This is a genomic window from Saccharopolyspora spinosa NRRL 18395 (assembly GCF_000194155.1).
Classification (GTDB): Bacteria; Actinomycetota; Actinomycetes; order Mycobacteriales; family Pseudonocardiaceae; genus Saccharopolyspora; species Saccharopolyspora spinosa.
Map to the genome: position 1 here is coordinate 2,801,655 of NZ_GL877878.1, position 12,513 is coordinate 2,814,167.

At 66.9% G+C, this 12,513-nt stretch carries 8 protein-coding genes and 2 pseudogenes; 8 read left to right on the forward strand and 2 right to left on the reverse strand.

The annotated features are described in order from the left end of the window. Window positions 1-167 precede the first annotated feature (167 nt). The 4 genes from SSPN_RS0114080 to SSPN_RS0114095 all read left to right on the forward strand — a co-directional run bounded on the left by SSPN_RS0114080 (window position 168) and on the right by SSPN_RS0114095 (window position 8,322). Complete coding sequence (locus tag SSPN_RS0114080) at window positions 168-1,703, forward strand: TIGR02677 family protein (RefSeq protein WP_029535318.1); 1,536 nt, start codon at window positions 168-170, stop codon at window positions 1,701-1,703. Window positions 1,704-1,839: 136 nt separating this feature from the next. Beyond that, window positions 1,840-3,024 (forward strand): TIGR02678 family protein, encoded by a 1,185-nt coding sequence (locus SSPN_RS0114085; protein ID WP_010695602.1) that lies wholly within the window; start codon window positions 1,840-1,842, stop codon window positions 3,022-3,024. Further along, window positions 3,021-7,112 carry a TIGR02680 family protein gene (locus SSPN_RS0114090; RefSeq protein WP_010695603.1) on the forward strand — a complete coding sequence of 1,364 codons (4,092 nt, stop codon included), beginning with the start codon at window positions 3,021-3,023 and terminating at the stop codon, window positions 7,110-7,112. Before SSPN_RS0114085 ends, SSPN_RS0114090 begins: the two co-directional genes overlap by 4 nt. Further along, on the forward strand, window positions 7,102-8,322 hold the full coding sequence (locus SSPN_RS0114095) for a TIGR02679 family protein (RefSeq protein WP_010695605.1): 1,221 nt from the start codon (window positions 7,102-7,104) through the stop codon (window positions 8,320-8,322). Before SSPN_RS0114090 ends, SSPN_RS0114095 begins: the two co-directional genes overlap by 11 nt. A gap of 703 nt (window positions 8,323-9,025) precedes the next feature. Here the strand turns inward: SSPN_RS0114095 and SSPN_RS0114100 are convergent. Beyond that, complete coding sequence (locus tag SSPN_RS0114100) at window positions 9,026-9,589, reverse strand: dihydrofolate reductase family protein (RefSeq protein ID WP_029535319.1); 564 nt, start codon at window positions 9,587-9,589, stop codon at window positions 9,026-9,028. A gap of 209 nt (window positions 9,590-9,798) precedes the next feature. Here SSPN_RS0114100 and SSPN_RS0114105 point away from each other — a divergent pair, with 209 nt between their 5' ends. From SSPN_RS0114105 to SSPN_RS62585, 4 genes and pseudogenes are all read left to right on the forward strand, one after another. Next, entirely contained in the window at window positions 9,799-9,918 is a 120-nt protein-coding gene (locus SSPN_RS0114105; protein ID WP_010695608.1) for a hypothetical protein, read from the forward strand. 64 nt (window positions 9,919-9,982) lie between these two features. Then, window positions 9,983-10,900, forward strand: coding sequence for an NADP-dependent oxidoreductase (locus SSPN_RS0114110; protein WP_010695610.1), 918 nt, complete (start codon window positions 9,983-9,985; stop codon window positions 10,898-10,900). Between the two features lie 177 nt (window positions 10,901-11,077). After that, window positions 11,078-11,206 (forward strand): annotated as a pseudogene (locus SSPN_RS59710) (IS5/IS1182 family transposase); the annotation flags it as partial. After that, window positions 11,196-11,318, forward strand: a pseudogene (locus tag SSPN_RS62585) (IS5/IS1182 family transposase); the annotation flags it as partial. The pseudogenes SSPN_RS59710 and SSPN_RS62585, both read left to right, overlap by 11 nt. Window positions 11,319-11,364: 46 nt before the next feature. Here SSPN_RS62585 and SSPN_RS0114115 read toward each other — a convergent pair. Further along, window positions 11,365-11,808: a hypothetical protein gene (locus tag SSPN_RS0114115; RefSeq protein ID WP_010695612.1), complete on the reverse strand. Its 444-nt coding sequence runs from the start codon at window positions 11,806-11,808 to the stop codon at window positions 11,365-11,367. Window positions 11,809-12,513 lie beyond the last annotated feature (705 nt).

The window sequence follows — 12,513 nt, forward strand, 5'->3', positions numbered from 1 at the left end:
GCTCGCCCGACAGAAGGCGATCGAAGCCCACTACGCAAAGCTCCTCTCCGCACAGGTCGAGCGCTGGCAACGCGCCAGAAAACTCCGAGCGAGCCCTGAGGGGTGGCGCTGGCGCCCCGGAGGCTTGCCGTACCCTCGGATGCGGTCTTCGGGAGAGAGGAACGGGCTTGAGCGAGGTCGATTTTCGTCCTTTCGCTCATCTCGGCGCGCCCAATGCCGAACTATACCGCCGGATCATGGGCTCATTCATGCAGGCCAAACTTCGGTTCATCGTTCACCTTCGGCCGGAAGATGTTCACGAGGTCATTGGTGGAGACCTGCCGTCCATCGTCGATTCGCTTTCCCGGCTGGTGGATTGGGGGAATCTTCGCGCCGACCCGGACACCAGCCGCGTCACCACGGTCGAGGACTTTCACCGCGCTCGGTTCCTCTACCAGCTCACACACGCGGGCGAGGCCGCCGAGCAGGCGCTCGCGAGTTACGACGAGGCCCTCGGCAGGCGTGGGGCGCTGCAGGCCGTTGCACTCACGGACATCGCAACGCAGCTCCGCGCATTGCTGGAATTGGTGCATCAGGACGACCCTGATCCGGCGAAGGTGCATTTGTCACTGCGATCGCTCGTAGACCGCTTCACCGATCTCGCCGACAACGCACAAGCCTTCATGAATTCGCTGCAGCGCACCATCGATCTGCACGATGCCGACCTGGACGCCTTCCGCGCCTACAAAGACCGGTTGATCGACTATCTGGAGCGCTTCGTCAAGGATCTGGTCGCCACCGGCGGAGAGATCGCCGCACTGGTCGTCGACCTCGAGCAAATCGGCGTCGTGCGGTTGCTGGACGTGGCTGCCGAACGGGAAGCCGCCGATGCCGCCCCCGGCGTTGGCGAGGACGGGGACGATCCGCGCCAAGTCGAGTTCGAACGCGGGCGGTTGCGCTGGCAAGACCGTTGGCGTGGCTTCCGGGGTTGGTTCATCAGCGAGCCGCAACATCCCAGTCAGGCCAAGTTGCTTCGCGCCCGAGCCCGCGCGGCCATTCCGCAACTGCTGCAGGTGGTGGCGACGCTTAACGAGCGCCGCGCTGGGCGTTCCGACCGGTCCGCCGATTTCCGCAGTCTGGCGTGCTGGTTCGCGCAGGCGTCCCGGGAGGAGGACATGCATCGGTTGTGGCGAGCTGCGTTCGGGCTTTCTCCTTCGCGTCACTTGGTCGCGGAGGCCGACGAAGCGGACCACCCGGTTCCCGCGAACACCCCGTGGGCGCAGGCACCTCCCCTGGAGATCAGTCCGCGCTTGCGGAAAACCGGCAGCTATGAACGCCGCGGCAAGCCCAACCGGGTTGTCGACCGTTCGGCGCAGCGCCAGTACCTGGCCGAGTTCGCGGCGAAGGAGGCAGCCGAGACCGCAGCGGCCAGGCGAGCTCTCGTGACCGAACGCCCGACGCGCCTCAGCGATCTCGGGGAGCTGGACCCGACCGCGTTCCAGTTGTTCCTCCACCTGCTCGGCGATGCTCTGGCCGCGTACGCACCAGGTCAGCGCACGGTCACCACCACGACCACCGATGGCACCATGACCATCCGGCTCACCTCCCTCGATGACGGCAGGAAAGCCGAGATCCACACACCGCAGGGAGTCTTCCGGGGGCCCGATCACCTGGTGGAGATCATCGATCTGACCACCGAAGAGCAAGTGGAGCAAAGCGCATGAGTAGCCCTGGGGCAACCTCAGTCCGCCTCAACCGCACCCCAGGGGACCGTGACGCAAACCAGCCACAAGAAACCACGCAACGGGAGATTGGGCTGGACGCAACCACCACTGTGAATCGCGGAGAGGCGGACCAGGCATGAGCGCGCTCGGCGATGCAATGTCGGCCTCCCGCGCCGATGAACTGCGCCGCGCCGCCCGGGCCCTGTTGCGGCGCCCCCTGCTGCGCGCCACGGACCCCTCGTTCGTCCTCATCCGCCGGTACGTGCCCGACCTGCGGGACTGGTTCGACCGCAACACCGGCTGGCGACTGCACATCGACAGCGAAGTCGCCCGGCTCGTCAAGCAGCCGGCAGACACCACCGACACCACGCACCCGGCGCGGGACGTGCGGTCCAAGCAGCCGTTCGGTCGCCGCCGCTACGTGCTGACTTGCCTGGCGTTGGCCGCGCTGGAGCGCGCCGACGCGCAGATCACCCTCGGCCGTCTCGCCGAGCAGGTCGTGCTCGGCGCCGCCGATCCCGAACTCGTCACCGCCGGCGTCGAATTCACCCTGAGCAGCCGGGCGGAGCGGTCCGATCTCGCGACGGTGGTGCGGCTGCTGCTCGACCTTGGTGTACTCACCCGGGTTGCCGGAGATGAGGAAGCGTTCGTCAAGGACACCGGCGACGCACTTTACGACGTGCGACGCCGCGTCTTGTCCGCCCTTCTCGCCGCTCCGCGTGGCCCGTCGACAGTAACGGCCCAGGGATTCGAGGACCGGTTGGCCGCGCTGCTCTACGAGATCCCACCCACCACAGACGACCTGCGCAACCAGCGCATCCGGCATCGCCTCACCCGACGGCTGCTCGACGAACCCGTGTTGTACTACGAGGAACTCGACGATGCGGAGCGCGCATACCTCACCAGCCAGCGCGCGGCCATCACCGCACGGATCACCGAGCTCACGGGTCTGGTGGCCGAGACTCGCGCCGAGGGCATCGCGATGGTGGATCCCTTCGATGACCTCACCGACGTCCGGATGCCGGAAAGCGGCACCGAAGGTCACGCGACCCTGCTGCTCGCCGAGCACCTCGCCCAGCACGGCAACCGCGCCCTGCCGCTGGAAGAACTGCACCAGTACCTCCGGCGAAAGGCCGACGAGCACCGCACCTACTGGCGGCGCAACGCAACCGATCCGGGCGCCGAAGTCGAACTGACCGAGACCGCGCTTGGCAGGTTGGCTGCGCTGCGGCTGGTCGATCGGGCGGATGGCGCCGTCACCGCGCTGCCCGCGCTCTCCCGCTACGCGCTGGCCGAACCCACCATCCAGGAAACGAAATGAGCCGAGAACTGCCCGAGCCCGCGGTGCAGCGGTGGCAGCCGCTGCGTGCCGGTCTGATCGACATGTTCTACTACGACTCCGAGGAGTTCTGGTTCCGCGACGGCCGGCTGCTGCTGCGCGGCAACAACGGCACGGGCAAGTCCAAGGTGCTCGCGCTCACCCTTCCCTTCCTGCTGGACGGTGATCTCTCGCCGCACCGGGTCGAACCGGATGCCGACCCGAAGAAACGGATGGAGTGGAACCTGCTACTCGGCGGCGAACATCCGCATCCGGAGCGTCTCGGTTACACCTGGCTCGAATTCGGCCGCATCGACGAGCAAGGTGCGCCGGTGTTCCGCACCATCGGCTGTGGCCTGAAAGCGGTGTCCGGCAAGGGAATCGCGCGGCACTGGTACTTCGTCACCAGCAAGCGGATCGGCGATGACCTGGCGCTGGTCGATGCGACCGGAACCGCACTGTCCCGGGATCGGCTGATCGACGCGCTCGATGAGCAGGGCACGGTCTACGACCGCGCTCGGGACTACCGGCGTGCGGTCGACGAGACCTTCTTCGGTTTCGGCGAGCAGCGCTACAGTGCGCTGGTCGACCTGCTCATCCAGCTCCGCCAGCCGCAGCTGTCCAAACGCCCCAGCGAGCAGGCGCTGTCCAATGCGCTGACCGAAGCGTTGCCCACGCTGGACCAAGCGGTGATCGCGGATGTTGCCGAAGCCTTCCGCAGTCTTGAGGAAGACCGCGACGCGCTGGCCGCGATGATCGAAGCACGCGATGCCGCGCAGTCGTTCCTCGATCATTACCGCCGATACGCGTGCATCGCGGCGCGGCGGCGGGCGGCGCAGCCTCGTCTCGCGCAGTCGAACTACGAGCGAGTCAGAAGCGACTTGAGCGCGGCGGAAGCCGAATTCACCCGAGCCGAGGAAGAACTCACCGCGATCCGGCTGAAGCTCACCGAGCTCACCACCGCCCGGAAGCGACTGCAGGCTCGGGACGAGGCACTGCGCGCCAGCCCGGAAATGCGCAGCGCGCGCGAACTGGAACTCGCCGGGCAGCACGCACGAAGGCTGGCAGCGGAAGCGAAGCGGATCGTCGGTGAACGCGACCGTGCAGTCGGCAGGCTGGCCACGCAACGTGATCGGCACCAAGCCGCGACGCAGCGGCTGTCCGCCGCGCGGGAGACCCTGACCGGCGTCCGACGCTCCGGTGTCGACGTCGCCGACCGTGCCAGGATTGCTGTCGAGCACACCGGGGACATCGATCGGCCGCTGGACGAACAACCGGATCTGGCAGTGCTGCGCCGGACTGCCGAGCAGCTCGCGGTTCGGCAGCAGCGAGCGATCAAACACGTGACCGGATTGGTCCAGGCGGTCGAGGACGCTGTGCAGGCACTCGCGGCTGCCCGCCGTCGCGTGTCAGAGCTCGACGCGGAAGCCGCAGATCTGGCGGATCGGCGCGTCGAAGCCGGCAACGAGGTGCGGGAAAACGGCGTCGAGCTGGTGTCGGCGGTGCGCGAGCACCTGGAGAACGCGACGGAACTCCGGCTCGCAGATCTTGCCGCAGTCATGGCCGAGTTGGAGCTGTGGGTGGAGACGCTCGCCGGGCCGAACCCCGCCGCGACGGCGGTGAGCGCTGCCGGTCACGCGGCGGCCGGGGAGCTCGCCGCGGCGGCGGCCGATCTCGAAGCGCAGGAACGCGCCGGTCGGCAGCGCAGGACCGAACTCACCGACGAGATCGAGCGGCTGGAAAGCGGGGAAGACAGCGCCCCACCGGTTCCGCACACGAGGGACCACGCAGCCCGGGAAGGGCGTCCGGGTGCGCCGTTGTGGCGGCTGGTGGATTTCTCCGAGAACGTTGACGAGGCACGACGGGCCGGGCTCGAAGCCGCGCTGGAAGCGGCCGGAATCCTCGACGCCTGGGTAACGCCAGGAGGCGAGCTCTATGCCGCCGACACCAGCGACATCCTGCTGCGGACCGGCGAACCCGCGTCGGTGAACTTGAGTGCGGTACTCGAACCAGCTGTGGACCGAGCCGATCCGCACGCCGACGCGGTTTCCGATGCCACGGTCCTGAGCGTGCTCGCCTCGATTGGGCTCGGTGAGCACGGACAGACCTGGGTCGGCCCGGACGGGCGGTTCCAGATCGGGGTGTTGGCAGGCGCGTGGCACAAACCGGTCGCCACCTACATCGGGCGCGGGGCGCGCGAAGCGGCTCGCCGCGCCCGGCTCGGTGAGCTGCGCGAAGAACTCGCGCGCGTGCAGGCCGAGCTCGCCGTGGTCGCCGAAGCACGCCGACGGCTTGAGGAACGCAAAGCCAAGCTCGCCGAAGAGGTCGCTGCGGTGCCCAGCGACGCGCGATTGCGTCAAGCACACGCGCAGCTCGCCTCTCTTGATCAGGAGCACCAGCGGCTCACCGTGCGGCAGGCGAAAGCCGGACAGGATGTCGTGGCCGCAACCGCGGTCGAGGAAGCTGCCCGCACCGCGCTGGGCGAGGGTGCGCTTGATGCCGGCCTTCCCGCCGAACGCACCGAACTATCCGAAGTAGACAGTGCCCTGGGCGAATACCGCGTCGTCATAGCGGGTCTTTGGCCAGCGGTAGAGGCAGTCAGCGAAGCCGATAGGCATGCCGGGGAGACTGCGGTCGAACTGGAGCACGCCGAGTCCACAGTTGAGGAACTGACCGACCGCGCGGGCACGGCAGAGCACGAGGCCGCCGCCGCCGACGAACACCACCGCACCCTCAGCAGCACCGTTGGCGCAGCGGTCGCCGAGCTGCAGCGACAACTCGTCGAGGTCACGGAAGCCGTGCAGGACAACGAATCCGGCCAGCAACAGGCCGGGCTGGACCGGGATCGCGCGATCGAGCAGCGAGGGGCGGCCAAGGGGCGTCGCGAAGAGCTGGGCGAACAGCTCAAGACGGCGGCCGAGGAACGCGCGACGGCGGCCGAGTCGTTCCGCCGGTTCGCCGGTACCGGACTGCTGGCGGTTGCCTTGCCGGAGCTCGAGATCCCCGACCCGGCCGAGAAGTGGGCCCCGGATCCCACGGTTCGGTTGGCCCGCCGGGTCAACGAGGAACTCGCCGACGTCGCCGACGATGACAACGCCTGGGAACGGGCGCAGCACCGCGTCAACAACGAGCACAAGTCGCTGCACGACACGCTGTCCCGGCACGGCAACCGGGCTTCCGCGGATCTACGCGAGGACGGCGTGGTCGTGGAGATCGAGTTCCAGGGCCGCCCGGCGTCGGTGCCGGAACTGACCGAGGCGCTGGCCACCGAGGTCGCCGACCGGGAGCGGCTGCTCAACGAGCGAGAGCGGGAAACCCTAGAAAACCACCTGGTCAACGAGGTGGCGAGCACCCTGCAGGAACTCATCTCGGCGGCCGAGGCGCAGGTGGCGCTGATGAACCAGGAGCTGGCGGCCAGACCGACCAGCACCGGTATGCAGCTACGGCTGCTGTGGCGGCCGAAAGAGGACGGCCCAGCGGGACTCGCGGTGGCCAGGGAGCGGCTGCTGCGGCAAACTTCGGATGCGTGGTCAGAGGACGACCGGGCCGCAGTCGGCGGATTCCTGCAAGCCCAGATCGCCGAGGTCCGCGCCCGGAACACGACCGGAACCTGGCTGGAGCACCTGACGGAGGCGCTGGACTACCGGAAGTGGAACCGGTTCGTGATCCAGCGGCACCAACACGGTCAATGGCGATCGGCGAGCGGACCGGCTTCCGGCGGTGAGCGCGTGCTCGCCGCCAGCGTGCCGCTGTTCGCTGCGGCATCGTCGCACTACGCCTCGGCCGGAAACCCGCACGCACCGCGCCTGGTCACCCTCGACGAGGCGTTCGCTGGCGTCGACGACAACGCGCGGGCGAAGTACCTGGGTCTGCTCGCCGCCTTCGACCTCGACGTGGTGCTGACCAGTGAACGTGAATGGGGTTGCTATCCAGAGGTTCCCGGGCTACGGATCGCGCAGTTGTCGAGGGTCGACGGGGTGCCTGCGGTGCTGGTGACGAACTGGGAATGGGACGGTTCGGCGCGAACCCGCGTACTCCCGCAGGCTTCCCCCGCACAGCAAGGTTTGTGGGGTCAGTCGGTTGGAGCGTGATCGGCTGCGACGGCTGCTCGGCGATCCTGAGTTGGCCTGGCTGGTCAACCGGGTCCGCGCCCGAATGGAACGCGGCCAACCCCTGCACGGCACCGTCACGCTCGCTGACGCCACAGCCGCCCAACGCGCCGCCGCGCACCGGCTGCTCGGACGCCGCCCACGTGCGGGTGCCAAGGTGACGGTGTCACTGGACGCCGTCGACGATGTGCTGCGCCGATCAGGTGTCTGCGAGGACGGTCTGGCGGCTGCCGTCGTAGCGCTCACCGGACCGGTCTCGGAAAAAGCAGCGGTTGCAGCGAAACTGGCACAGGCCTGGCAGGAAGCGTTCGCGCCGCTGGAAGAGGTGGTCGGCCGGCAACTCGCCGACTGGTACTCGACGATCCGCGATACCGGCCTGGTCCGCAGGCTTACGGGCAACCCGGAAGCCGCCGGCCCGATTCTGCGCGATCTCGCTGCGGTTGTCCGGAATCTGCCCGCCGATGGCGAGCCGCTGGGGCATTTCGCAGCACGGGTAACACGTCGTGCGCATGCCCTGGACGAGGGCCCACTCGCGACTCTCGCCCTCGGGGCCGCGCGTGCCATGACGAGCATCCCGAACGGCAGCGGCTCCGAATGGCGGCACGAGGTATGGGCCTCGGTCGGTCTGCTGCGCGACGACGTGTCCAGCACCGTGTTGACCTTGGGCCTGCGGGGCGACGACCGCACACCGACCGGCCGCGCACTGGCCGCCTGGCACGAAGCCGGCCAACCGGTGGTGTTGACCTTGCGCCAGCTCGTCCGCAATCCCCCGGTGTTCACCGAGCAACTGGTGTCGGTGTGCGAAAACCCGGTGGTGGTCACGGCCGCGGCCGACCGCCTCGGTAGCACGTGCCAACCGCTGATCTGCACCAACGGCCAACCGGTCGCGGCGGTGATTCACCTGCTGCGATTGCTGACCGAAGCGGGAGCCGAACTCCGCTACCACGGCGACTTCGACTGGGGCGGCCTGCGCATCGCGAACGCCGTCCTGGACCGCTTCCCCGCCCGCCCCTGGCGCTTCGACACAAAGTCCTACCTGGCCGTCGCACCCCGCGGCCACACCCTGACCGGCACCCCAGTAACGGCCCAATGGGACGCCAACCTCACCGAAGCCCTACGCACCACCGGAAAAGCAGTCGAAGAAGAACTAGTCCTCGACGCCCTCCTCACCGATCTCCACCCCAACGCCTGAACCGCCCGAACCGCTCAGCAGAAACCGACGGACCGTGGTCTCCAACGCATCGGCATTGATCGCCAACATCGCATTCTGTTGGAAACTGTGGCCGTTTTCGCTATATCGGGGTGACGCAGCCCAGCCTCAGCGTCCTGATCGGGAATAGCCGCACAGGCCGGGCACTCATTATGCGCTGCGATCGGTTCGGCGCACGGCTGGCGACATCTACTGCTGGGAGGGGATGGTTGCCGTGTGCGCCCATGTCGCCAATGGCATTCCCTTTCCATGTCCGCAGTTTCTGGCCGCCCCGAATAGCGGTCAAGAGCCGGTGAACTCCCGAACATCCTCGATGTCGATCATCTGCTCGACCTGGCTCGTGACGTACTCGCAAACACATCCAGTTCGACGCCGAACTTCTCCCGAACCTAGACGATTTTTCCACAGGGACGGAAGCAAGGTTCGCAGGAACCACTGTTTCGAAGGCCACCAGCACGAACGTTTCCAGCTGATCCCCCGGCACCCTTTCGGCCCTGCTACTCAGGCGCTCACCCAACAACGCCTCGGCGAGACGTTCCGTGGTCCAGCCGGAGACGGCCGTGCGGGGCAGGACTTGGTCGGTAACCGATACAGGTGGTTCTGCGAGGCGGCATCGAAGAAGCCATGCGCATCGCCGAGGAGGCAGGCGAGTCGGCCGAGACCGGCTCGCCACCGTCACCGTCGGCTAGCTTCTCGGGACGTAGCGGAGGAGGACCGCGCCGGACGGGAAGGTGCGGTTCTCCACCAGTTCGAGTGGGATCCACTTGTCCAGCGGCGGGAAGAACGGTGTGCCGCCACCGACGGCGGTCGGGGTGAGGACCAGGTTGAACCCGTCGACGAGTCCGGCCCGGACCAGTGGTGCGGCCAGCGTCGCGCCTGCCACCTCGATGAGCCCGTCGGTCTCGTCCTTCATCTTCCGCACGACCTCGACCGGGTCACCGCGCTCCAGCCGCGCGTTCCCTTCGACCTTGTCGAGGGTCTGCGAGAAGACAACCTTCGGCACCGCCCGCCACAGCTGGGCGAACTCGACCACCACGGGTGTAGCGGACGGGTCCTCGTCGGCGGTCGGCCAGTACGCCGACATCAGCTCCCAGAGCTTGCGCCCGTACAGCGCTACGGCGAGAGCACGGGTGTGGTCGTTCCAGTACTGGTGCAGCTCATCTTCCGGCTCGGACCACTCGATGCTGCCGGACCTGTCGGCGATGTAACCGTCGACCGAGACGTTCATGCCATAGCTCAACTTTCCCATGTCCATACAGACTTCCCGCACGCGCGAAACTCATCGCGTGACCTCCCGGATCTCGATGTCCCCGGACGGCGAGGGCCCCAACGCCCATGTGGCTCGTCGATTTCTGTAGGCAGAGACTTACCGATAGGAGTTGTAAGAGGCTCCGGCAATTGGGTCATTCGAGGCGTCGTGAGTGGGTCCGGTGTCCCAGCGGTAGAGCGGTCTGGCGGGTGCGGGACGGACGACTGCGGACGAACATTGGCAACGTCGCGTCCCTCGACGACGCCGTCGCGGCCTTCAATCCGACCGAGCGGATCAGCGGGCAGACGATCATCCACGTTCGTCCGTGAGCGACACGCGCCCATCGATGCAACATTTCCACCAAAGAGACAAATGACCGAGGAGACAATTCCCATGAAGGCGATCGTGGTGACGGACCAGGCTGCGGGAACGGCCGGGATGACGCTGGTGGAGCGGCCCGAGCCGCCGGCAGCGATAAACGACGTCGTTGTTCAGGTTCATGCGTCGGGATTCGTCCCGACTGAGCTGACGTGGCCCTCGACCTGGGCCGATCGCGCCGACCGTGACCGAACACCGTCGATCCCTGGGCACGAGCTGGCCGGAGTGGTCGCCGCTCTCGGGTACGGCACGACGGGGCTGTCGGTGGGACAGCGGGTGTTCGGCCTCGCGGACTGGCATCGCGACGGCACCCTGGCGGAGTACGTGGCCGTCGAGGCACGCAACCTCGCGCCGCTGCCGGGCGACGTCGACTTCACGGTGGGCGCGAGCCTGCCGATCTCGGGCTTGACCGCATGGCAAGGGCTGTTCGAACACGGCCGCCTTCAGGCGGGGCAGAGCGTCCTCGTACACGGCGCGGCCGGCGCAGTCGGGACGATGGTGACGCAACTCGCACGTGAGTTCGGCGCATACATCATCGGCACCGGACGCGCCGCCGACCGCCAGAAGACGCTCGACTTCGGCGCGCAGGAGTTCGTCGACCTCGGCAACGACGCCCTGGAAGACGTCGGCGGGGTCGACCTGGTGTTCGATGTCATCGGCGGCGACATCCAGAGGCGGTCCGCAGGCCTGATTCGAGCCGGAGGAACGCTGGTGTCCGTCGTCGGGCCGACTGAGGCGCGGCCCACGGACGGCCTGGCGGTCGACTTTGTTGTCGAGTCCGATCGTGGCCAATTGGGTGAGATCGTGCAGCGAGTACGGGAAGGACGACTGCGGACGAACATCGGCAACGTCGCGACCCTCGACGACGCCGTCGCGGCCCTTAATCCAACCGAGCGACGCAAAGGGAAGACGATCATCCGCGTTCGTCCGTGAAGACTCGGGGACAGCGACCGGTCCTTGTGGGTGCCGATAAGGGGCTCCGGCAGTAGGTGCCGGTTGCTGATCTTGGCTGGGGTTAAGGCAGGGCGGGCATGGCCGTGGATGATCATGACATTCCTGACGCTTCGTGATCACAAGGAACGACCATGCCCGTGCTTCCATCGATCTGTCATTGAGCCGACCTGGGTCCAATTCGCCGCGCTGCTGCCCGAAAAATTAGAGCTTGTCCCCACGGATCCGCTGGGCTGTCACCGCAGGCGCATCCCCGACCGCATCGTCTTCGAGCATGTCATCGACGCCCGACTTCTACCATCACCTGGCCACCGCCATCGTCACAGTCCGTCAACTCATCCAACGCGCCAGACCGCTCTACCGCTGGGACACCCGACCCACTACGCGACGCCTCAAATGACCCAATTTCCGGAGCCTCTAAAGGAGTTATTAGAACTCCCCCACCATCAAGGCACTTGACCAGTCGGTCTCCACTCGAGTGCCATCCGGAAACACCTGAAGTTCTCGACTATGCACGTCGTCCAGGATGGCGTGCACGCTTTCGTGGAGTCCGGTGAGTTCCCGGCGAGAGCACCCCGCAGCCGCACTACCAGTGCCCGAGGCAACGCGAGAAGCAGGCCGAAGTTGGCGAAGTCCGTGGCTACAAAAGTCTCGTTGAAGTCGTTCACCGGCAGGTCAGCGTTCGCCGCGCCCCCGAAATCCAGCGCGCGCAGGAACGGCAGGTAGTAGTCGAGAGCGAACCGGTCCCGCGTGACCGCGTCGAGCGAAATGGGTTCGATTCCTTCCTTCTCCGGGTCAACAGCGTCGATCCGCATGCCTTCGTCGCGGACCGGGAAGGAAGCGACACAGCCTAACGCAACACATGGCTTCTCGTCGTCGATCGCGATCACGGAGCGCTTCTACGCCTCCAGTTGCCGCCGGAGTTTGAGATCCATGTCGCCGGCACGGCCTTTCGCCTCAGCCCCCACCCACCCGGCCGGCGCCAGACCGAACAAGTCCGAGCGCTTGCGAGTGTTCCCGAAACCGACTCGGTATTCGCTCGCGTACCGATCGATGTGCATCAGGGTGCGTCACCACAAGCAGCTTTTGACGGAAGATCCCGGTGATCGCTTGTCCCAGCGCGTAGGAAAGCGCCGCCGACTCCGAACGGTCCAGGCTGAGCGCGAGGTCGGACCGAAGGAGTTCCGCACGGTAGGTGCGTCGGAAGTAGGCCGGGATCAGCGAGGCCCGATGCAGCCATTCCCACACTGATGCGGCACCGTGCGACAGTCGATCCCCCGGAGCCGGCCAGTGACGATCAGCGCGTGCGCGAGGTCGTCAACCGAGAACGTCAACACGCCGCTGCGCGGCACCGTGCCGGGCGGGAACGCAAGGGCGGAGTACGGGACTTCAAAGTCCAGCGGAGGAACCTGCAACAGATAACCCTCCAGCACTATGGCCTTTGAGCCCGCGCCGTCACGAACCCGAGCCTCAGCGGCAATCCCGCGATGATCTCACTTGCTGTGCTGGTGCGGTCGAGCGCAGATGTCTGTGTCCGCATCCTGCAGCCCGATTCCGTTCTGGACGGTTGTCCTTTTCCAACGGCTGTTTGCCAC

What these genes read in the sequence shown, in the direction of transcription:
- SSPN_RS0114110 (WP_010695610.1), top strand. Translation starts at nt 9,983, where the DNA reads ATGAAGGCGATCGTGGTGACGGACCAGGCTGCGGGAACGGCCGGGATG.
- SSPN_RS0114090 (WP_010695603.1), top strand. Translation starts at nt 3,021, where the DNA reads ATGAGCCGAGAACTGCCCGAGCCCGCGGTGCAGCGGTGGCAGCCGCTG.
- SSPN_RS0114085 (WP_010695602.1), top strand. Translation starts at nt 1,840, where the DNA reads ATGAGCGCGCTCGGCGATGCAATGTCGGCCTCCCGCGCCGATGAACTG.
- SSPN_RS0114100 (WP_029535319.1), bottom strand. Translation starts at nt 9,589, where the DNA reads ATGGGAAAGTTGAGCTATGGCATGAACGTCTCGGTCGACGGTTACATC.